Source organism: Micromonospora sp. H61 (assembly GCF_018070325.1).
GTDB lineage: Bacteria > Actinomycetota > Actinomycetes > Mycobacteriales > Micromonosporaceae > Micromonospora > Micromonospora salmantinae.
Map to the genome: position 1 here is coordinate 12,448 of NZ_JAGPXY010000063.1, position 21,399 is coordinate 33,846.

The 21,399-nt window shown below is 70.2% G+C and carries 19 protein-coding genes and 1 pseudogene; 7 read left to right on the forward strand and 13 right to left on the reverse strand.

The window, feature by feature from the left end; genetic code table 11:
- Positions 1-32 precede the first annotated feature (32 nt).
- Positions 33-1,004 carry a GNAT family N-acetyltransferase gene (locus KBX08_RS25370; RefSeq protein ID WP_210785872.1) on the forward strand — a complete coding sequence of 324 codons (972 nt, stop codon included), beginning with the start codon at positions 33-35 and terminating at the stop codon, positions 1,002-1,004.
- Positions 1,005-1,064: 60 nt separating this feature from the next.
- On the opposite strand, the gene KBX08_RS25375 is transcribed toward KBX08_RS25370, so the two are convergent.
- The 3 genes from KBX08_RS25375 to mshB form a co-directional block, all read right to left on the reverse strand.
- Entirely contained in the window at positions 1,065-1,529 is a 465-nt protein-coding gene (locus KBX08_RS25375) for a hypothetical protein (RefSeq protein WP_210785873.1), read from the reverse strand.
- 114 nt (positions 1,530-1,643) lie between these two features.
- Positions 1,644-2,081: a hypothetical protein gene (locus KBX08_RS25380; protein ID WP_210785874.1), complete on the reverse strand. Its 438-nt coding sequence runs from the start codon at positions 2,079-2,081 to the stop codon at positions 1,644-1,646.
- A 17-nt stretch (positions 2,082-2,098) separates the two neighbouring features.
- Positions 2,099-3,025 carry an N-acetyl-1-D-myo-inositol-2-amino-2-deoxy-alpha-D-glucopyranoside deacetylase gene (mshB, locus tag KBX08_RS25385; protein WP_210785875.1) on the reverse strand — a complete coding sequence of 309 codons (927 nt, stop codon included), beginning with the start codon at positions 3,023-3,025 and terminating at the stop codon, positions 2,099-2,101.
- 87 nt (positions 3,026-3,112) lie between these two features.
- Here mshB and KBX08_RS25390 point away from each other — a divergent pair, with 87 nt between their 5' ends.
- A complete protein-coding gene (locus KBX08_RS25390; RefSeq protein WP_210785876.1) occupies positions 3,113-5,257 on the forward strand; it encodes a prolyl oligopeptidase family serine peptidase in 2,145 nt (714 codons plus the stop codon).
- A gap of 170 nt (positions 5,258-5,427) precedes the next feature.
- Positions 5,428-5,631, forward strand: coding sequence for a DUF1737 domain-containing protein (locus KBX08_RS25395; protein WP_307850648.1), 204 nt, complete (start codon positions 5,428-5,430; stop codon positions 5,629-5,631).
- Between the two features lie 88 nt (positions 5,632-5,719).
- Here the strand turns inward: KBX08_RS25395 and KBX08_RS25400 are convergent, their stop codons facing one another.
- Together KBX08_RS25400 and KBX08_RS25405 are read right to left on the reverse strand one after the other, a co-directional pair.
- A complete protein-coding gene (locus tag KBX08_RS25400) occupies positions 5,720-6,103 on the reverse strand; it encodes a nuclear transport factor 2 family protein (protein WP_238690268.1) in 384 nt (127 codons plus the stop codon).
- An 81-nt stretch (positions 6,104-6,184) separates the two neighbouring features.
- Entirely contained in the window at positions 6,185-6,583 is a 399-nt protein-coding gene (locus KBX08_RS25405; protein ID WP_210785879.1) for a helix-turn-helix domain-containing protein, read from the reverse strand.
- A 105-nt stretch (positions 6,584-6,688) separates the two neighbouring features.
- Here KBX08_RS25405 and KBX08_RS25410 point away from each other — a divergent pair, with 105 nt between their 5' ends.
- Both KBX08_RS25410 and KBX08_RS25415 read left to right on the forward strand, forming a co-directional pair.
- A complete protein-coding gene (locus tag KBX08_RS25410) occupies positions 6,689-7,591 on the forward strand; it encodes an NADP-dependent oxidoreductase (RefSeq protein WP_210785880.1) in 903 nt (300 codons plus the stop codon).
- 67 nt (positions 7,592-7,658) lie between these two features.
- A complete protein-coding gene (locus KBX08_RS25415; RefSeq protein WP_210785881.1) occupies positions 7,659-8,651 on the forward strand; it encodes a MerR family transcriptional regulator in 993 nt (330 codons plus the stop codon).
- Between the two features lie 149 nt (positions 8,652-8,800).
- Here the strand turns inward: KBX08_RS25415 and KBX08_RS25420 are convergent, their stop codons facing one another.
- From KBX08_RS25420 to KBX08_RS25430, 3 genes are all read right to left on the reverse strand, one after another.
- Positions 8,801-10,219, reverse strand: coding sequence for a xylulokinase (locus KBX08_RS25420; RefSeq protein ID WP_210785882.1), 1,419 nt, complete (start codon positions 10,217-10,219; stop codon positions 8,801-8,803).
- A gap of 312 nt (positions 10,220-10,531) precedes the next feature.
- Positions 10,532-11,596 carry an XRE family transcriptional regulator gene (locus KBX08_RS25425; protein WP_210785883.1) on the reverse strand — a complete coding sequence of 355 codons (1,065 nt, stop codon included), beginning with the start codon at positions 11,594-11,596 and terminating at the stop codon, positions 10,532-10,534.
- Positions 11,597-11,636: 40 nt separating this feature from the next.
- Entirely contained in the window at positions 11,637-12,839 is a 1,203-nt protein-coding gene (locus KBX08_RS25430) for a helix-turn-helix transcriptional regulator (protein WP_307850649.1), read from the reverse strand.
- Positions 12,840-13,025: 186 nt separating this feature from the next.
- Here KBX08_RS25430 and KBX08_RS25435 point away from each other — a divergent pair.
- A pseudogene (locus tag KBX08_RS25435) lies at positions 13,026-13,758 on the forward strand (XRE family transcriptional regulator).
- 767 nt (positions 13,759-14,525) lie between these two features.
- Here the strand turns inward: KBX08_RS25435 and KBX08_RS25440 are convergent.
- The 5 genes from KBX08_RS25440 to KBX08_RS25460 all read right to left on the reverse strand — a co-directional run bounded on the left by KBX08_RS25440 (position 14,526) and on the right by KBX08_RS25460 (position 20,580).
- Positions 14,526-16,268: an ABC transporter substrate-binding protein gene (locus KBX08_RS25440; protein ID WP_210785884.1), complete on the reverse strand. Its 1,743-nt coding sequence runs from the start codon at positions 16,266-16,268 to the stop codon at positions 14,526-14,528.
- A 157-nt stretch (positions 16,269-16,425) separates the two neighbouring features.
- The gene (locus tag KBX08_RS25445; RefSeq protein WP_210785885.1) at positions 16,426-17,412 is read right to left on the reverse strand and encodes an ABC transporter permease; all 987 of its coding nucleotides are present in this window, start codon (positions 17,410-17,412) and stop codon (positions 16,426-16,428) included.
- A gap of 11 nt (positions 17,413-17,423) precedes the next feature.
- A complete protein-coding gene (locus KBX08_RS25450) occupies positions 17,424-18,431 on the reverse strand; it encodes an ABC transporter permease (RefSeq protein ID WP_210785886.1) in 1,008 nt (335 codons plus the stop codon).
- Positions 18,428-19,519, reverse strand: coding sequence for an ABC transporter ATP-binding protein (locus tag KBX08_RS25455; protein ID WP_247670042.1), 1,092 nt, complete (start codon positions 19,517-19,519; stop codon positions 18,428-18,430). The genes KBX08_RS25450 and KBX08_RS25455 overlap by 4 nt, the downstream gene beginning before the upstream one ends.
- Complete coding sequence (locus KBX08_RS25460) at positions 19,516-20,580, reverse strand: ABC transporter ATP-binding protein (RefSeq protein ID WP_210785893.1); 1,065 nt, start codon at positions 20,578-20,580, stop codon at positions 19,516-19,518. The genes KBX08_RS25455 and KBX08_RS25460 overlap by 4 nt, the downstream gene beginning before the upstream one ends.
- A 268-nt stretch (positions 20,581-20,848) precedes the next feature.
- Between KBX08_RS25460 and KBX08_RS25465 the strand changes: the two genes are divergently transcribed.
- Complete coding sequence (locus tag KBX08_RS25465) at positions 20,849-21,397, forward strand: Uma2 family endonuclease (protein ID WP_210785894.1); 549 nt, start codon at positions 20,849-20,851, stop codon at positions 21,395-21,397.
- The last annotated feature ends 2 nt before the right edge of the window (positions 21,398-21,399 follow it).

Here is a 21,399-nt window from a genome sequence, read left to right on the forward strand (position 1 = left end):
AGCCTAGTATCTCGCCGGGGAGGGGGTCGATCGTGCTCCGACAGCAGGATGTGGGACACCGAATCGTGGTCCGCCGGATTGTGGGGATTCGCGAAGGCCGCCCACAATTTTCCGATGCCCTCGGCGAGCTGGTCGAGCTGAGCGAGACTCATCTCACGCTGGCCACCGCTCAGGGGCCGCTTCGGGTGCCGGTGGCGCAGGTGCACCGCGCCAAGCGCGTTCCGCCGACCCGTCGGCCGACCGCCGCGGCGGTCGTGGCGCTGGAACGCGCCGCCGACGAGGCCTGGCCGGCACCGACCCGGGGCAGACTCGGTGACTGGCTGCTCCGGTCGGCCGAGGGCTGGACCGGGCGCGCCAACTCGGCGCTGCCGATCGGCGACCCGGACCGGCCACTGGCCGCCGCTGTCGACGCGGTGGAGCGCTGGTACGCCGAGCTGGGGCAACCCGCGTTGATCAACACGCCGCTGCCCCTCGCCGCTCCGGTCGGCGCCGAACTTGACGCCCGCGGCTGGGGCACCCGCCCGCCGACGCTGGTGCAGACCGCGCCACTGCCCCTGCCGGCGTCGACACCCGACAGCGGCCGGGCCGACAGGTGGGCCAGTGCGGTCGTCGAGCTGGCCACCGCGCCCAGCGACGAGTGGTTGGCCATCGCCGCCGGCCGCAAGGGAGGTCTGCCGGACGCCGCCCGGCACGTCCTCACCGCCGTGGACCAGGTCCGCTTCGCCCACGTGTACGCCGACAACGCCCTGGTGGCCGTCGGCCGCGGCACGGTGACCGGCCAGGGGCGCTGGTTGGGCCTCAGCCTGATCGAGGTGGTACCGGCGGCCCGCCGTCAGGGGTTGGCCCGCCGCGTGATCCACGAGCTGGCCAGTTGGGGCGTGTCGGGTGGCGCGACGCACGCGTTCCTCCAGGTCGAGCAGCGCAACACGGCGGCGGTCGCGCTCTACCAGCGGCTCGGCCTCGTCACCCACCACTCCTACCTGACCCGGGTCGCCCCGAACTGACCTCGGCCGCCGCCGGGCGCGGCGGCGGCCGGGCGGCCACAACGTCGGGACGGCCGGGTGTCAGCGGCGGACGACGCGGCGGGGCTTCGCGGCCTTGACCTCCGCGTACCGCTTGAGCTGCTGAGAGCGGTAGTCACGGCCGAGCGCGGTGAGCACCAGGTAGCCGATCAGCAACCCGGCGCCGGTGGCGAGCAGGTAGAGCCAGATCTGGGCGAAGAACGTCCCAGCGCCGCCGGCGAACGGGTTGTGACCGACCAGCAGGGGCCCGACCAGCACGGTCAGCAGCATCGCCACCGGCACCACGAGAGCCATGTCGGCGGCCCAGCCCGCCAGCGGCCGGCGTCGGCCCCAGCGGAAGGCGACCACGGCGAGGATCAGGCCGATCACCGTGAACATCGCCAGCGACACCCGGTCGGCGGCGGTGTCGTCACCGTCGAAGCCGAACCGGGTGATCAGTCGGGCGACCACGTTGACCGCGAACAGCGCTGCTACGAGCACCCCGAGGTCACGCCACCGCTTGTCCATCGCCGGACCCTCCTGCCGTACGCCCCCGTCGCGGGGCTCGCATCCCTGGCAGGAATATCTACCACCCTTACCTGGGAGCCGTCATCACCCGGCAGCAACCAAACCAGCGCGGCGTCAGCCGCCGAGCGTGGTCGGCTGCGGGGCGAGGATCTGCCGGAAGCCCATCACCGCGAAGGTCATCGCGCCGGCCACGATCATGGCCAGCCCGACCCAGTTGTCGCCGGCCAGCAACAGGTCACCCTCGTTGGTCCGGATGGCGGCGACCGCCATCAGCGCGAACCACGGCACCGCCGGCAGCGCCACCGCCCAGCGACGGCCCACCGCCTCGTACGCGAACCAGCTCAGCAGGATGTTGGCGCCGATGGCGAGGAGCACCGACACGCCGACCAGGTGCCCGCCGACGCGGAGCGTGGCGAGCAGCAGCTCCAGTACGCCGGTCAGCACACCGGCGAGGACCACGACGATCCCACCGACCAGCCGGACGCCCAGGTCCAGCAGTCGCGGCGGTGGCCCCGCCGGGGGCGGGGCTTCCTGGTCCTCCTCGACCGTCATCGGTGCGGCCGGCACTGTCACCGCAGACCCGCCGCCGCGACCGGGGACCGGTCCGGGGCGGTCTCCGCGGGCAGGCCGGCGAAGAGGTCGTCCTCCCAGCCGTACGGCCCGGCGCCCGGGCCCTTCTCACCGACCGCGAGGGTGAAGAACTCCACGCCCATGAACTCGCCACCGAAGTTGCCGGCGATCGAGTAGAGCCACGAGTTGGCCGGGATCTGGGTGGCGTGCGCCCGCATCGCGGCCTCCTTGGCCGTGTGCTGGTCGGTGCCGTCGATCCGGGCGGCGATCTGGGCGTCCGGGGTGCCGAACGGCAGGTCGGCGATGTTCTCGATGCCGCCGAACGGGTTGTCGGAGGACTCGGCGAAATGGGTCATGCCGGCCTCCAGGACGCTGAGCGGCAGGGCCGTCCAGTAGACCTTGAGCGGGGCGCAGCCCTCGGCGGTGGCCAACTCGACGGCGCGCATGGCCACCCGGTGCGCCTGGATGTGGTCGGGGTGGCCGTAGAAGCCGTTCGGGTCGTACGTGACGAGCACCTGCGGGCGTACCTCCCGCATGATCTCCACGAGGTGCCCGGCGGCCTCGTCGAGGTCGGCCTGCCAGAAGGCCCGGGGGTGCTCGTTTGTCGCGAGCCCCATCATCCCCGAGTCACGGTAGCGGCCGGCGCCGCCGAGGAAGCGGTGGTCGCTGACGCCGAGCGCGGCGCACGCGGCGGCCAGCTCGGCCACGCGGTATCCGCCGAGCTGGTCGGCCTCGGCGGCGGCGAGCTGCGCCAGCGCGGGCACGTGGATCTCGCCCTCCTCGCCGAGCGTGCAGGTCACCAGCGTGACGTGCGCGCCGTCGGCGGCGTAGTGGGCCATCGTCGAGCCGGTGCCGATCGACTCGTCGTCGGGGTGCGCGTGGACCAGCAGCAGGCGGCGGTCGGGCAGCATCGTCACGACGGTCACTCTAACCGGCGGTTCTCCCCCGGCCGACGCTGACGCGTCCGCCCAGGTCGGCCACATCACCCCCACTCCCGCTCTACGATTTGGGCTGTGGACTTTCCGGAGCTGGCCGCCCGCACCCGCCGGTTCAGCCACGGCGCGCCACGCGCTGTCTCGGTGGCTGAGGACGGCTCCCGGGTGATCTTCCTGCGCTCCGCCGGCCCCGAGGATCCGGCGGACGCGCTCTGGCTGCTGGACGTGGCCACCGGCGAGGAGCAGCTGGTCGCCGACCCGGCGACCCTGCTGGGCGAGGGCGGGGACGTCCGCTCCCTCTCCCCCGGCGAACGCGCGCTACGCGAGCGGCTGCGGCTCAGCGCCGCCGGCATCGGCTCGTACGCGTTGGACGCGGCCGGCCGGGTTGCGGTGTTCGCGCTGGCCGGGCGGTTGTTCCGGGCCGATCTGGTGCACGGCGACGTGGTGGAGGTGGCGGCCGTCGGCCCGGTGCTGGACCCTCGCCCGGACCCGAGCGGGCAGCGGCTGGCGTACGTGACGGACGCCGCCGAGGGTGTGCGCCGGGGTGAGCTGCGGGTGATCGACCCCGACGGCACCGACACCCTGCTGGCCGGCGAGGACGCCGGGGTGAGCTGGGGGTTGGCCGAGCACATCGCGGCAGAGGAGTTCGGCCGGTTCCGGGGGTACTGGTGGGCGCCCGACAGCCGTTCGGTGCTCGCCGCCCGGGTCGACGAGTCCCGCCTGGAGCGGTGGCACCTGCACGACCCGGCCGAGCCGGCGAGCCCGCCGACCGCTGTCGCGTACCCCCGGGCCGGTGGCCCGAACGCGGAGGTCAGCCTGCACCTGCTGGACCTGGACGACGGCTGGGTCGACGTGCACTGGGACCGGGAGACCTACCCGTACCTGACCGGAGTCAGCTGGGGTGAGGGCAGTCCGTTGATCACAGTGCTGCGCCGCTCGCAGCAGCACGGGCTGGTGCTGGCGGTGGACCCGCGCACTGGTGAGACGCAGGTGCACGCCGAGCTGGCCGATCCGCGCTGGGTCGAGCCGATCGCCGGCACGCCCGCGCACCTGCCGGACGGCCGGGTGCTGGTCGGTGGGGAACTGGCCCACGACGGGTACGACGCCCGGTGCCTGTTCGCGGACGGCACCCTGCTCACCCCGCCGTCGCTGTACGTACGACGGGTGGTGGGTCGGCTTCCGGCCGCCACCGGCCCGGCGGACCTGCTGGTGGAGGCGAGCGACGGCGAGCCGAGCGAACGGCACCTGTTCCGGGTCCGCACCACCATCGGCGGTGGGGTGGACGCGCGCCGGCTCACCACCGACTCCGGCTGGTACACCGCAGCGGTGGGCGGTGACGTGCTGGCCGTCGGCGTCGCGTCGTTGGATCACGCCGGGGTGCGCTGGACGGTGCGCCGCGGCGATCAGGAGATCGCCGAGCTGCGCTCGTTCGCCGCCGTCCCGCCGTACGCTCCACTACCACTGCTGGAACGGGTGACCGATCGGCGGTTGCCGGCGGCGGTGCTCTATCCCGACAACCACGTGACGGGCCGGCGGCTGCCGGTGCTGCTGGACATCTACGGCGGCCCGGGGCACCAGGAGGTCGTGGCGGCGCGGGCCGCGTGGTTGGAGCGGCAGTGGTGGGCCGACGCCGGGTTCGCGGTGGTCACCATCGACAACCGGGGTACGCCGGGCGTGGCGCCGTCGTTCGAGAAGGCGATCCACCGGCGGGTCGCCGACGTGATCCTGACCGACCAGATCGACGCGCTCACCGCGCTCGCCGGCAAGCACCCGGACCTGGACCTGGGCCGGGTAGGGGTGCGCGGTTGGTCGTTCGGCGGGTGGTTGGCCGGGTTGGCGGTGCTGCGACACCCGGAGCTGTTCCGGTGCGGGATCGCGGGTGCCCCGGTGACCGACTGGGCGCTGTACGACACCGCGTACACCGAGCGTTATCTGGGGTTGCCGGAAGACGGCCTGGACATCTACGCGCACCACTCGCTCGTCGAGTTGGCCGCCGAGCCGGTCACCAGCCCGGACCAGGCCCGGCCGTTGCTGCTGGTGCACGGCATGGCCGACGACAACGTGGTGGCCGCGCACACGCTCCGGCTCTCGGCTGCCCTGCTGAGCACCGGCCGACCGCACGCCGTGCTGCCGTTGACCGGGGCCACCCACCTGGCCGCGAACGGCACCGCCGAGCGGCTGCTTCCCCTGGAACTCGACTTCCTCCGGACCCACCTGCTGTAGGCAGCATTCGATAAGTGGGTTCGGCACACCGAGCTCGACATCGCTGCGCCGATGATCCACGATTTCCTGGACCGCGCCATCGGTCGTTCCTGAACGCACAGCCCCGCGCGCAACAAGACGGGATGTCAGCCGGGACCACGCTCTGGCATCCGAGCAGGGACAATTCGGCGGTGTCGGATTTCACGAAGCCCCTCGGCTACCGCCTCATCACCGGGCCCGATGATGCTGAGTTCTGCGCCCGCGTCAGCGCGCTTCTCGATCAGGGCTATCGGCTGCACGGGTCGCCGGCGCTGACCTTCGACGGCGAACGCGTCATCGCCGCTCAGGCGTTGGTGCTGCCGCGCCCCGCCGGCTCCGCGGGGAGCGCTGAGTAGAGACGCCCTGAAACTCGACTTCCTCCGTACCCATCTGGGGTGAACCCGCCACGCCCGCGGCGCCTGGCCCGCTGCGGCAGGCTGACGATCACCAACGTTCCACGAGGTGTTCCCGGCCCTGTGGCGGATCGTACGGTTCCGGCCAGTAGTCGATGATCTTGCTGATCAGCCCATGCTCGGACATCTCCAGCCAGACGCACGCGTCCTGCCGCTCGTCACCGACGCGAACGTCGAGCAACAGGGCGGCGACCCGGCCATCGGCGATCACCCGTCGCGGCCGGAGGTGCCAGTCGCCGGGATACTCGGTGTTGAACCGCAGGAACGCGTCCTTACCGCGAATGCGCTCCCGAGTCTGCGGCATCTCGTAGACCACGTCATCGGTGAGCAGGACTGCCAACCCGGACCAGTCGCGGCGCTCCAGAAGATCAACGTAGGCGTGGGCGGCCTGCCGGGCCGTCGAGGTGTCGTCCACGACGCGGACCCTAGCCTCCACCAGCGACAATCTCGCGAGCCCTCGGCGGGCTCAACCCCGGGCGAGACGTCTCCTCAGTTCTCAGGGGCGTGCGTCGTACTGGGTCCGGGCTTCGAAGACGCGGTCCATGTGCGTCTCCGCCCAGTTCTTGATCGCGATCATGACCGGGAACAGTTCATGGCCGAGCGGGGTGAGCTCGTAGTCGACGCGGACCGGCACCGAGGCAGTGACCGTGCGGGTGACCAGGCCGTCGCGCTCCAGGGTGCGCAGGGTCTGGGTGAGCATCTTCTGGCTGACGCCAGCGATGCGCTGGGCGAGCTCGCCGTGCCGCTGCGGGCCGCTGACGAGCGCCGGGATCACCAGGGCGACCCACTTGTCGGTGAGCCTGCTCAACAGCTCACGGGTCGGGCACTGCTCCAGGAACGCGTCGTAGTCACGTTTGGCCTGTTCGCGGCGTTGCGCTGCGGTCGACGTCGCCATTCTTACCTCCGTTGGTGCCCTAGGCACTTTAAGGTACCTGCTTTCTCATAGTGCCGATGATTCGTACGGTCGTGGTGATCACGAAATCCCACGAAGGAGACGGCGATGCGCGCAATCAGCTATGCGGAGTTCGGAGGGCCGGAGGTCCTGCAGGTGGCCGAGGTGCCGGTGCCCGAGCCTGGGCCGGGGCAGGTGCGGGTGCGGGTCGCGGCGTCGGTCGTCCATCCGGTCGATCTGATGGTCCGCTCCGGTCGGTTCCCGGCCCCGTTGCCAACCGGCCTGCCGTACACGCCGGGTTGGGACGTCGCCGGCAGCGTCGACGCGATCGGCCCGTCGGTCGACGAGTTCACGACCGGCGACGAGGTCATCGGCTTCTCACCGTGGCTGCAAACCACTGTCGGCGCCCACGCGGAGTACGTGGTCCTCGACGCCGCCTGGCTGACCTCCGCGCCCGCCGGTGTCCCCGCCACCGAGGCGGCGACCCTGCCGACCAATGGCCTCGCCGCCGCCCAGGCACTCGACCTGCTCGCGCTCCCCGCGGGTTCGACAGTGCTCGTCACCGGCGCCGCCGGGCAGGTCGGTGGGTTCGTTCTGGCGCTGGCCCGGACGGCCGGTCTGCACGCCACGGGACTCGCCGGAGCCGACGACCGCGAGTTCGTCGAGTCGCTGGGTGCCGCGTTCCTGTCGCGCTCCGACGATCCGACGGGGACATTCGACGCGGTCATCGACCTGGCGGTGATCGGCTCCTCGTTGCTGGACCTCATTCGGGACGGCGGCGGCTACCTGGCCGCGTCACCACCGCTACGCCCGGAGCCGGTGCGCGGAATCCGGACCGTCGCGCTGGAGGTGCCACCGGACGGAACCCGGCTGGGCGAACTGGTCAAACTCGTCACCAGCGGCGACATCCCGCTCCGGGTCGCTGACGTGTACCCCTTCGCCGACGCGGCGACCTCCCACGAGCGGCTGGCCCAAGGCGGCGTGCGCGGCGGCGTGGTGATCGTCCCCTGATCCGCCGCAGCGAAAGCTCGATGAGGGGCTTGCATCTCAAGCCGCTTGAGATCGCATAGTGGGCGTCGTGGACGGAAACGAGCTGTACACCATCGGAGATGTCGCCCGGCGGACCGGCCTGAGCGTCAGCGCGGTCCGGTACTACGCGGACGCCGGTGTCGTCATGCCGGCCGCCAGCACGCCGGCCGGCCACCGCCGGTACGACGTGTCGGCCATCGCCCGGCTGGAACTGGTCCGGACGCTGCGGGAACTCGACGCCGGCCTGGACGAGATCCGGCGGGTGCTGGCCGGCGAGGCGCCGCTACGAGAGCTGGCCGCCACCCACCTGGCCCTGCTGGCACGGCAGGAGGCACGGCTGCGCAGCCGGCGCGCGGTGCTGTCGGCCATCCTGCGGCAGGACTCCACTGCCGAGCAGGTCACGCTGATGCACAAACTGGTCGGCATGTCGGACGAGGAACGCGACCGGCTGATCGACGAGTTCTGGACCGAGGTCTCCGCCGGCTGGGAGCCGCCGGAGCGGATGGTCGAGTGGTGGCGGGCGGCCCGACCGGAGCTGCCCGACCATCCCACCGCTGCCCAGCTGGAGGCGTGGATCGAGCTGGCCGAGTTGGTCCGGGACACCGAGGTCCGGCAGACCGTACGCCGCGAGTTGCACGAGGCGTGCACCACCGGGGCCGGGCCGCTGATGACCTCGTCGCCGATGCTGGACGCCCTGGAGGAGGGCGCGGCGATCGGCCAGCCGGTGATGGACGCGGCGCGTGAGCGGGTGTCGCCGGACTCGCCCAGGGGCCGGGAGATCGCCGACCAGTGGATCGGGTGGCTGACCGGCATCTTCGCGACGCCGGACAGCCCCGGGATCCCGGACACGCCCGAGTTCCGGATCCAGGCCGCCGACCAGATGCGCAAGGGCGCGGAGTGGGACCGCACGCCGCCGGAGCAGGAGGGGCCGTTCGACAGGTACCTGGAGTTGATCGGCACAGTGAACGACGCGCCGCCGGAGCGGTTCCCCTACGAGTGGCTGGCCGAGGCACTGCGCGCGTCCGCCGTGCCGGCGTCCTGATCGCCGATCCGCGGCCCGACACGTTGGCTCACCTGGTCAGGCGGCGGGGGGAAAAACGCCGCGAGCCGGACGGTGACGCGCATCGGCAACTCCTTGAGGTCAGGAACCATGCCGAGCCTTAATCCGGGAACTCCTGCTCGGACGTGCCGTCAATGAGCGTGGTCGAGGACGTTTGCGCGGGCGACGGCGTACCGCTCGCGGACAGCCGGCACAGCGTCGGCGTCGTACACCTCGACCTGCCCGACCGTCCACGCCGGCGGTCGCTGCCCGCCCGACACCACCCAGGCCGCCTGGCGGGCGGCGCCGTCCGCGACGTACTCCCCCATCGGTGGAGGGACGAGCACGGGGCAGCCGAAGACCGTAGGCGCGATCCGGCGCACCGCCTCCGAGCGGGCGCCGCCGCCGACCAGGACGACCCGGTTGACCGTCGCGCCCTGCGCGATCATCGCATCCAGCCCGTCGGCGAGTGAGCACAGAATGCCCTCCACCGCCGCACGGGCCAGGTGCGCGGGGGTCGAGGTCCGCAGGGTCAGGCCGTGCACGGCTCCGGTGGCGTGTGGGCGGTTCGGTGTGCGCTCCCCCTCCAGGTAGGGCACCAGGGCCAGCCCGTCGGCGCCCGGCGGGGCGGACAGCGCCAGCGCGGACAGCTCCGCATGGTCCACCCGCAGCATGGTCGCAGCCGCGTCCAGCACCCGGGCGGCGTTGAGCGTGCACACCACCGGCAGGAAACGGCCGGTCGTATCGGCGAACCCGGCCACGATTCCGCTCGCGTCGGCGGCCGGCACGTCAGAAACGGTCGACACGATGCCAGAGGTGCCGATCGACACGATGACGTCGCCCGATTCGGCGCCGACACCCAGCGCCGCCGCGGCGCAGTCGCCAGCGCCGGGACCCAGCGGCGCGCCGGTGCGCAGGTGCCCGGCCCGGTCGGTCGGCCCGAGCACCTGCGGCAGCAGCAAGCCATCCCGACCGAACGCCAACTGGATCAGGTCCGAACGGTACGCACCGGTCGCGGCCGACCAGTACCCGGTTCCGCTGGCGTCGCTGCGGTCGGTGCGCAGAGCATCCAGCCCCGGCGCGCCGGCCAGACGCCAGGTCAGCCAGTCGTGCGGCAGACACACCGCAGCCGTACGGGCGGCGTTCTCCGGCTCGACCGAGGCCAACCAGCGCAGCTTGCTGACGGTGAAGCTGGCCACCGGCACCAGGCCGACCGCCTCCGCCCAGGCTCGCCGCCCGGCCTCGCCGCCGCCGAGATCCGAGATCAGGTCGACGGCGGCGCCGGCCGAGCGGGTGTCGTTCCACAGCAAGGCGTCCCGAACCACGGCCCCTTCGGCGTCCAGGCACACCATGCCTTGCTGCTGCCCGGCGACCGAGGCGGCCGCCACGTCGTCCAGACCGCCAGCCTGTGCGACCGCGTCGGACAGCGCCGCCTCCCACGCGGCCGGCGGCACAGCGGTGCCGCGCGGGTGCGGTGCGCGACCCTCGCGTACCAGCTTCCCGGTCTCGGCGTCGCGGATGACGACCTTGCATGACTGGGTCGACGAGTCGACCCCGGCGACGAGCGGCACCGTTCCTCCCGGGGGTTGTCGATGACTGGTCAGATGGCGTGATTGGGAGGGGGCGGATCAGGTAAGCGACGGCGATCCGGACGAGCGGGCGTTGTGTTCGTCGCGGGCGGTCGAGTCCGAGCCGAACCAGATCTAGTCATCGTCGTGGCAGGTCACGGCAACGGGCAAATTTGTTCAACGGCTGAATTATTTGACGGTCGCACAGCGTTGTCAAGACTGCGCGTCGCGATGCCAGCGTCGGAGCTGACGCCCTGGCGGACGGCGATCGCCCCGCCTGAATCGGGGGGTACTCCCCTGGGGTAGGCCGCAGACTCACAGCATTCCGAGGCCGATGGCGAGCTGCGTGATCGTCGATGGGGCGTCCGGGTCACAGGCGACCTGGGCAACCACGCCTCGGGCGGCTGGTCGGTCGCGGATCTCGGCGGGTGCGATGCGGTCGGCCCGCAACAGGACCCGGGCCGCGTTGGCGGGGTCGTCCGTCAGGAGGTACGCGCGCGCCGCATCGATCAGGTGCGCGGCGCGGTGCTCGACCGGCAGCCACCGCCACCCGTCCCGCCCCATTGCCTCTTCGTGCCGGGCGACCGCCTGCGGCCCGTCCCCCAGCTCCACGGCGGCGGCGACCCGTGCCAGCTCGACGGCCGTCGGCCCGAACGCCGTCCGGTAATGGTCGTGTCCGTCACCCACCTGATCAGCCAGCTCGGCGGTCTCGTCCAGCAGCTCACCGACCACCCGGTCGTCGCCGGCCCTGGCCGCGATCAGACCGGCCTGCACGAGCAGCGATCCACGCAGCGAAATCTCCTCCGGCGCGCCAGAGGCGATCTGGGAAGCGGCAGCGAGCATCACCGGCCCTGCCCGCGCCGATGCCCGCAGCGCCTGGCCCAACTGCACCGCCGCGCAGGCCAACAACACCCGGTCACCGGCGGCGGCGGACATCGCCCGGTCAGCGGCCAACCAGGAGAGGCTCCCCTCGTCCAGCTTGACCAGCAGCGCCGCCGTCACCCGATACGCCTCCACCACCGTCGCCCGCCGGGTCTGCGGGTCCTGCGCATGGGCGCGATGAACCTCGGTCACCACTGGGGGCAGCAACTCGACCAGGCGCGGGTACCGGGCATGCTGGAAGGTCATCCACGCGTGCCGCACCTCCCGAGCCAACCGATCGGGCGACATCACCTCCCGGTCCGCCGGTCGACCAAAAGCCATTGGGTACGCCGACAGCGCGGCCCGAATCCGCGCCACGCCCTCGCGACGCTCGGCCACCCCGACGGGCTGGACATCACGACCGAGCAGGGCTGCGGCGTCGACCCGCAGCACCGCCGCGATCTCCCGGATGGTCGACACCCGTTCCAGGGAACGGACCCCGCGCTCGACCTTGTCCACCCAGCTCTAGCGTGTGTCCGCTGCTTCCACGTGCCGTCCGCTATCGAGTCACGGGCCGGTGCGCCGCGTAAACCTCGCGCAATGCTGCCGCCTCCACCGTCCCGGTGCGCTCGACCTTCCAGAGCACTTCCCGCGCCCGCCACCAGTTCGAAGACACCACTCGCCCCGACCGGATCGCATCGGCGGCAACGACGCTGGCCTCGTCCGGCTGGTCGGCGGCCAACAGTGCCATCGCGAGATCCAGACGGGCGGAAGCAGAGCGCCGCGGCCGCTCACCACCATCGCCGCGAGGATCCAATTCGGCCAAGGCAGTCCGGGCCATCTGCTCGGCGGCCGGGTCACCAGCCCACGACAGCGTGGTCGCCGTATACGCCAACGCCTTTGTCGGGTCGTACCGATAGTGGTGCTCGGCCCGCTCAGGCACCGGCAAGTTGGCTGTCAGCCGCTCCAGACGATCCAGCGCATCACGAGTCCGCCGCACGTCAGCTAACCGCGCCCACACCCGCGCCTCCTGGGCAGTCGCCTGGATATACGCCGAACTACCTCGTGGCGCAACCCACTGCGCCTGCCGCGACAGGTCCATCGCCCGCCGGCAGTCGCCCCGGGTGAGCCAGTCCCACGCCTGCGTCTCCAAACACCACGCCTGGATCTCCGAATGCTCGGCATGCTCGGCAAGAGCCATGGCGGTGCGCAGATGAGAGTCTGCTGCGGGCTGTTGCAGCAGATCGATGTGCACCGTCGCCCGCAGCACGGTCAGCCAACCAGCGGCAACGATGAGCCGCCGCCGCTGCGCCAACGTCCCACGACCGTCGAGCAACCGCCCCACATAGGCCAACTGACGCCGCACCATTGGCAGCAGGTCGACCGGTCGCACGAGCGCGTACGCGCTTGCCAGGTCGTCCACACCCGCCTCGATCCGAGCGAGCGTCTCGGCACTGACATCGCTGACCCGCACCCGAGCCAGCAACTCCCCAGCCTCGGTGTCGTGGTCGACGGGCTCGTCCACCAGACGGAGGAGCGCCCCATCGGCTCGCAGCACTTCGTCGAGGTGCCTCGCCGTCGCCGGGGTGGGGGCCTTCGCCCCGGTCTCCAGATCGTGCAGGTGGCTCTTGCCCCGATGTGCGAGCTGACCTAGCGCCCGCAAAGACAGCCCTTTGCTGGTCCGTAGCGCGCGAAGCTGGGCACCGAAGCGCGGATCGACCTGCGACACGTCGGCACCCCAATCGAGAAGCAGGACAGTCACACCAACTCGGCGGACCACTGCTACGGACGGTACATCGAGCAATTACGGTTCCCTGCCGATTGGACGCTCTCATTGCCGCCGCCGCAAGGGACAGTCGTCATGGCCTATCACCACCTACAGCGCCGGCTGATAATTGGAAGTGCACCCAGGGTGACAGTCGGATGACCCAACGCTATCGTGGTTGACATGAACGCCCTGAACACCGCCCTGCTTGCGGTCCACTCGGGGATGCACAGGAGCCAGGACGACTTCGCCCGCGCGCTCCAGGCCGCCGGCCGTCGCGTCGGCGAGGCCAACGAGACTCGTCCAGCGCGGGGAGCCTGGCGCGATCGCCGCACTGCGGTCCGGGTACGCCCGCGCCCTGGAGGTCGTCACCGGCCTGCCGGTCTCGCTGCTCGGCTTCGCCGCGATATCCAATGGTCATGTCATCGATGACCAACACGGTGGCCACGACCTGACCTCGCCCATGTCCAGCCTGGCTACGCCAACGCCCAAGCCACTCGCGGTCCACGGGTCGTACGAGGGCGTGTGGCTCAGCCGCTACCAATACCACTCCAGCGGCCGGGGAGAATCATTCGCAGGGCAACACTTCGTGGTCGTACTCCAGCATGGGGATCGACTGACCGTGCGCAGCCTGCCCGGCTCGGCGGCCTCGTCGCTGTCAATGGATCTCACCGTGGACGGTGCCGTGGTCACCGGCACCTGGGTGGAGCAGACCGACCCGGCCGGCTACTACCGGGGAGCCCGGTACCACGGCGCGATCCAGTTACTGGTGGAGCCCACCGGCCGACGGATGGCCGGGAAGTGGGTCGGGTTCGGCAAGGACATGGACGTCAACACCGGCCCGTGGGAGCTGACCTTCCGGGATGCCTCCACGTCCAAGGCGACGCTCGACCAGTACAACACGTCGCCCGAATAGGGCGATCTCTGACGGCCAATGCGGGGTGGACCCCCGAACCGATTGATCAAATGCGTGCGCACTTGACGCCGGAGCGCATAGTTGCTGTGGAGAACCCGCTGCGCCTCGCTGAGGAAGGTGCCCACGTGGACTGGTTGAGTGCAGCACTAACAGCCGGGGCGGCAGTATTAGGGTCTGCAGCGACGCTTGCCGCAGTGGTTATAGGCGGGAGAAGCCAGGCAAGGCGAGAGGCCAGAAGCCATGCCCGCGCACTGGAGAGTCGAGCGCGCGACGACCTGCTGGTGCGAATAAATAGCATCAACGAATGGACGCGATCGAATAGCCACGAGGCGTTACTCGCCACTCACCACCTCACTCGTGGCACTAATTTCAGTGTCGATTTTGAAAAATGGCTCAACACCTCAACGGCCTCACACTATCGAACCCTGTGCGACACCTTCTCAACCTCCCACCCGCAGCTGTACGCAGCGTACGACAGATTCGAGTCGATGAGAGTTGGGCTCTGGAAAGAGCTTGAGAGCGGTTACGCAAGAACCCGCATACTCCAGCGATCGACTGAGGGCGGCCAGGCAAGACTTCTGATAACCGCTCTCCTTGATCGACGAAGTGCACTCAAGGAACAACTGCGCACGGTCGCCAGGGAGTTGGGGAGCGACTTGCAATAACGACGCTCGGCGGCTCACACCCCGTGACCTGCCCAGCAATAACAGAAGGGTCCCCTCCCGACGGCGTTGTCGGGAGGGGACCCTTCTGGTCTGCGGTGTGACTTACGGCTTGACGTGCGCGTTCACGAACGACGGGTAGCCGAAGACGCTGGAGATGAAGATCCCGCCCGCCTTGGACCCGTGCACGTTGTAGGCCACGTCGACGAAGAGCGGCACCACCGGCGCGTGCTCCTTCATGATCCGCTCGTCGAGCTTGGCCCACTCCGGGCCCTGCTCGGCCGCGGGCAGCGCCGAGATGCGGTCCATCTCGGTGTTGATCGCCGGATCGTTGAAGTACGCCTGGTTGCTGTTGCCCTCGGCCTTGATGGTGCGGCCGTCGTAGAGCACCGGCAGGATCGAGGCCCCGCTCGGCCAGTCCGCCGCCCAGTTACCGATGTACAGGTCCCAGGGGTTGTCCTTCTTCTTGATCTCGTCGAGCTTCGCGTCGTCGGAGATGTTCCGCAGCGTGATCTTGAAGCCGGCCCGCTCCAGGTTGGCCTTGAGCTGGGCGCCCTGCTGCTGCTCGGTGGAGTTGTCGGCGACGCCAAGGACCAGCTCGGGCGTCTTTCCGCCGAGCAGTTCCTTGACCTTGTCGACGTTGCCGTTGGCACCCGCCGGGTACGCGTCGTACGCCTTGTAGCCGATGGTGGCCGGCGGCATCAGCGTGGTCAGCGGCGCGGCGACGGTCTGCCCGCCCATCGCCTTGATGAAGCCCTCGCGGTCGATGGCGTAGTTGAGCGCCTGACGGACCTTCAGGTCGGTGACCCGCTGGTTGTTGATGACCAACTGGTTGGCGCTCGGGGTCGGGGAGAGGATGCTGCGCGACTTGAGCGTGGCGTCCCCGGCCACTTTGGCGACCAACGAGGCGGGCACTGCGTTGAAGGCGAGCGCGCTCTGGTCGGCGCCGTTGTCGGCGATCACCCGGTTGTTGGCGGCGTCCGCGGTCGGGCCGAAGCTCCAGACGAACTGGTCCGGGTACTGGTGCCGGACCGGGTCGGTGTTCGGGTCCCAGTTGGTGTTGCGGTCGAGGGTGATCTGCACGCCGACCTGGTTCTTGGCGACCTTGTACGGGCCGGACGAGAACGGCTGCTTGTCCAGGTCGACGCCGGTGTCCTTGTCGGCCGGCAGCGGCGCGGTGGTCGGCAGCGAGACCGCGAACGGCAGGTCACAGCGGGGCTTGGCGAACTCGAAGCGCAGCGTCTTGGCGTCCGGCGTGCTCAGGCCGGGCGGCAGCGACGTCTTGTTCTTCTTGAAGTCCCACTTGGTGTCGAACTGCGGGGTGTCGGCCAGCCACTCCTGGATGTAGGTCGGGCCGCCGGACAGGTCCGGGTCGAAGGACCGGGCGATGCCGTACGCGATCTCCTTGGAGGTGATCGGCCGGCCGTCCTCGAACTTCACCCCGTCCTTGACGGTGAATTCCCAGACCTTGCAGTCGTTGTTGACGTTCTTGCCCGGCGTCTCGGCCAGGTCGCCCACCAGGACCAGGCCGCCCTTGCCGTCGTCCTTCCAGGTGGTCAGGTAGCGGGCGAAGAGCGGGTTGGCCATCAGACCGGCGAACGAGTACGTCCGCTGCGGGTCGAGGTGGGAGATCGGCGACTCCCTGATGATGGTGAAGGTGCCGCCCTTCGCGGCGCCGCTCACCTCGGCCGCCGGCCCCTGCGAGTCCTTGGGGTCGGTCGCGATGACCCCGGTCTGCTGCCGTTCGGTGTCGACAGTGGTGCCCTCGCCCGTGTTCTTCGAGCACGCACCCAGTGCCACAACCAGTGCGATCGCGCCGCCTGCGGCAACCGCCACGCGTGGTCTCATGAAGTACCCCCTTCACCCATGTGCCGTGCGGTTTCGTCGGGGCGAGAACCGCCGACGTCCCGAGGATCGTAAGGAAGAAAACCTACGAGTTGTGTAACAGTTGTCGATAAATTTCGCCACCGGCCCAGCCGCCGGTCACACGCTGGACATCGACAGGTCAGCGCAACCGCACCCGGGGGTCGATGGCCGCGTAGAGCAGGTCCACCAGCACGTTCGCCAACACCACGAAGACGGCGGCGATCAGCACGGTGGCCATGATGGTGGGCAGATCGCCCGAGCGCACCGCGTCCACCGCCGTACGCCCCAACCCCTGGATGCCGAACGTCGTCTCGGTGATCACCGTCCCGCCCAGCGCCCCGCCCACGTCCAGCCCGGCGATGGTCACCACCGGGGTGATCGCCGCGCGCAGCGCGTGTCGCCCGTACACAGTGGGTTTGGCCAGGCCCTTGGCCCGCGCGGTCCGGACGAAGTCCTCCGACAGCGTCTCCAACATCTGCGCCCGCGACAGCCGGGCGTAGATGGCCGAGAAGAGGAAGGCCAGCGCCACCCACGCCAGCACCAGGCCGCTGGCCCACTTCGCCGGGTTGTCGAAGAGGGAGGTGTAGCTCGGCACCGGCAGTAACCGCAGGTTGTAGACGAACACCAGCAGCAGCACCGCGCCCACGAAGTACAGCTGCAACGACGCGCCGGTCAGCGAGAAGCCGATGGCCAGACGATCCAGCCAGGTGCCCCGACGCAGTGCGGACACCATGCCGAGCCCCACGCCGAGCAGCAACCAGAGGATGGCCGCCGGGATCACGATGCTCAGCGTCACCGGCAGCACCCGGGCGATGGTGTCCGAGACGGCCTCGTTGGTGACGTACGACCAGCCCAGGCAGGGCGCGTCGCACCGGCCGCCCTGGGCGCTGCCCAGGTCCCGACCGGTCACGATGCCCTTCATGTAGCCGGCGTACTGGCTGATCAGCGGGTCGTTCAGGCCCAGGTCGTCACGGACCCGCTCCAGCCGCTCCGGGTTGCAGTTCTTCGAGCAGATGCTGCTGACCGGGTCACGCGGCAGGGCGAAGAACATCAGGAAGGTCAACACGCTCACCGCGAAGAGGGTCAGCGTGGCGGAGAAGAGTCGCTTGAGCAGAAATCGCGCCATGATTTTGACCCCTACCGGGACGACTTCGGATCGAGCGCGTCCCGCAACGCGTCGCCGAAGAGGTTGAAGGCGAACACCAGCGCGAAGATCGTGATGCCCGGGAAGAACACGTACGCCGGGTCGGTCTGGAGGAAGTCCAGACTGCGGTAGATCATTCGGCCGAAGCTGGGCGTCTCGTCGCTGAGGCCGACGCCGATGAACGACAGCGCCGCCTCGCTGGTGATGAACTGCGGCACCGCCAGGGAGAACGACACCAGGATCGGCGCCCAGATGTTCGGCAGCAGCTGCCGGAAGAGCATGTGCCCCAGCCCGGCCCCGCTGGCCCGGGCCGCCTCCACGAACTCCCGCTCGCGCAGCGCGATCACCTGCCCGCGGACCAGCCGGGCCGTACTGGTCCAGCCGAAGATGGCGAAGACGGCGATCAGCACCCCCACCCCGAAGGCGGACGACACCTGCCCCCGCTCACCGTAGAAGCGCAGCGTGATGGTGGGCGTGAGCGCCAGCGCGATGATCAGGAAGGGCATGGCCAGGGTCAGGTCGGTGATCCAGTTGATCACCGCGTCGAGCCAGCCGCCGAGGTAGCCGGCGAGCGCGCCCAGCACGATCCCGATCGTCGCGGTGATCAGGGCCGCCGCGAACGCGATGAACAGCGAGGTCCGCAGCCCGTAGATCAGCCGGATGAAGATGTCCCGGCCCAGCCCCGGCTCCAGACCGAACCAGTGCTCGCCGCTGACCCCGCCGGCGTACCCCAGCGGCATGCCGAAGCCGTCCAGCATGTTCTGGAACTGCTCCCGCGGGCCGATCCCGTAGACCATCTCGATCAGCGGGGCGGCCAACCCCAACAGCAGGAAGAAGACCAGGAGTACGCCGCTGACCATCGCCGTCCTGTCGCGGCGCAGCCGCAGCCAGGCGAGCTGACCGGGTGAGCGGCCGACGACGCCCTTCACGGCGGGCCCGCCCGGGTCCGTGCCGGACTCGATCTCGGCGAGCGCCACACCCTCCACCGGGGACAGGCTCACGACGGCACCTCCTCGACGACCGGGGCAGTCGACTCCGCCGACTGCGGGTTCGTGCTGGCCGCTTTCCCTTCGGGGCTCGTGCTGGCCGCTTCCCCTTCGGGGCTCGTGCTGGCCGCTTCCCCTTCGGGGAAGTGACACGCGGTGGCCTGCGAACCGCCGTCGCGCGGGATCAACGCGGGCTCCTCGGTGGCGCAGATGTCCTGCGCCTTCCAGCACCGGGTGCGGAACCGGCAGCCCGACGGCGGGTCCAGCGGGGTGGGCACGTCGCCGGTCAGCCGGATCCGGCCCGCCGGGCCGAGCTGGGTGACGTCCGGGATCGCGGAGAGCAACGCCCGGGTGTACGGGTGCTGCGGGCGCTCGTAGATGTCCGCGCGGTCACCGATCTCCACGATCCGACCCAGGTACATGACAGCGACCCGCTGGCAGAAGTGCCGGACCACGGCCAGGTCGTGCGCGATGAACACGAACGCCAGGCCGAGCTCCCGTTGCAGGTCGCGCAGCAGGTTGACGACCTGTGCCTGGATCGAGACGTCCAGTGCGCTCACCGGCTCGTCCGCCACGATCAGCTTCGGCCGCAGGGCCAACGCGCGGGCGATGCCGATGCGCTGGCGTTGACCACCGGAGAACTCGTGCGGGTACCGGTTGTAGTGCTCCGGGTTCAACCCGACCAGCTCCAGCAACTCCTGCACCCGGGCCTTGATCCCACCGGGCGGCTTGATCCCGTTGACCTGCAGCGGCATCGCCACGATCCGGCCCACTGTGTGCCGAGGGTTCAGCGAGGCGTACGGGTCCTGGAAGATGATCTGGAGTTCCTGGCGCAGCGGGCGCAACTCCCGGCGGCCGGCGTGCGTGATGTCCCGCCCGTCGAACTCGATGCTGCCGCTCGTCGGTTCCAGCAGCCGCACCAGCATCCGACCGGTGGTCGTCTTGCCGCAGCCCGACTCCCCCACCAGGCCGAGCGTCTCGCCGGGGCGCACGTCGAAGTCGAGCCCGTCCACCGCCCGCACCAGACCGGTGGCGCGCAGCCCCTGGCGTACCGGGAAGTGCTTGCTCAGGCCGCGTACCCGCAGCAGTGGTTCATCGGTCATCGGGCCACCCCCACCCGTGCGATGTCCTCGGCGTAGAACGTGGCACGCTCCTCGGCGCTCAGGTGGCAGGCGACCAGGTGGCCGGCCGAATCGCCCTCCCCCGCCGGGCGCAGCTCGGGGACCTCGGTGCGGGAGCGGCTGCCAGCCCGGTCCGCGTACCGGCAGCGGGGGTGGAACGCGCAGCCCGGCGGCAGGTTGATCAGGCTGGGCGGGTTGCCGGGAATGGGCACCAGGTCCGCGTCCGCGTCGCCGTGCAGCGACGGCACGCTGGAGAGCAACCCCCAGGTGTACGGATGCTGCGGCGCCCGGAGCACCTGCTCGACGCTGCCCCGCTCGACGGCCCGCCCGCCGTACATGACCAGCACGTCGTCGGCGACCTGGCCGACCACGCCGAGGTCGTGGGTGATCAGGATGATCGCGGAGTGGAACTCGGCCTGGAGGTCGGCGAGCAGGTCCAGGATCTGCGCCTGCACTGTGACGTCCAACGCGGTGGTCGGTTCGTCGGCGATCAGCAGCGCCGGGTCGTTGACCAGGGACATCGCGATCATCGCCCGCTGGCGCATTCCGCCGGAGAACTCGTGCGGGTACTGGTCGAAGCGACGCGCCGGCTGCGGGATGCCGACCCGGTCCAGCATGTCGACAGCCCGCTGGCGGGCCTCGCGCCGGTTGGCCTTCGGGTGGTGCACCCGGTACGCCTCGGCGATCTGCCGGCCCACCGTGTAGTACGGGTGCAGCGCCGACAGTGGATCCTGGAAGATCATCGCCATGTCCCGGCCGCGCAGCCGGCGTACCTCCTCGTCTGGAAGGCCGACCACCTGCCGGCCACCCACGGAGATCCCCCCGGTGATGGTGGTCCGCTTCGGGTCGTGCAGGCCGAGAATCGCCAGCGAGGTGACGCTCTTGCCGGAGCCGGACTCGCCGACGATGCCGAGGGTGCGGCCCCGCTCGACGGCGAACGACACCCCGTCGACAGCGCGGACCACGCCGTCCTCGGTGTCGAACCGGACCCGCAGATCACGCACCCGCAGGTAGGCGTCCTGGTCGGAGCGCTGCGCCGGCACGGCGGGACGGTCGTCCGGGTCCCCGGACGGCGAGGGTTCCGAGCTGTCCACGGCCACCTCCCTCAGTGACGAAGAGAACTTACAGCAAAGTCCCGAGGGTGAAAATAAGCTACAAAGCCGGCACGTGTCAGCGGGCCCGAGCGTAACGAGTCGGCATCGGCCCCGCACCCCCGTCACCTCGCCCATTCATGGCCTTGAACGCACGTCAAGTGCGATCATTGGACGCGCAACCGGCAGAGGATGCCACTGGCACGAGGTGGAGGTGACGATGATCGCGGCGGTGTTCAACCACGAAGGCCCGTGGACCGAAGAGGAGTACCTCGCCCTCGGCGAGACGCAGCAACGCGTCGAACTCTTCGACGGGAGCCTTCACGTGACCCCAGCCCCCACCCCCCGGCACCAGAACATCTCCGGCGAACTACGCGCGGTGCTACGAGCCCCGGTTCGCGAAGCCGGTCTGCATGTCTTGGAAGCGGTGAACGTTCGACTCAGGCCGGGACGGATTCCGATCCCCGATCTCGTCATCACCAGCCCGATCGACTTCGACGAACTCAACGTCGAGGCGAGTGACGTGCGGCTGGTCTGCGAAATCATCTCGCCGAGTAACGCGTCCACCGACAAAGTCCTCAAGATGCACTACTACGCCACCGCCGGCATCGAGTGGTATCTCCTGGTGGAGCAGGACAGCGGCACCATGCATCTGTACCGGCGGCGGGGCGGTCACTACACCGAGCAGTCCGTGACCAGACCGGGCGAGCTGCTGGTGCTGACTGAGCCGGTGAAGGCCAGCATCCGGCCGGAGGAACTGCTCCCCTGACG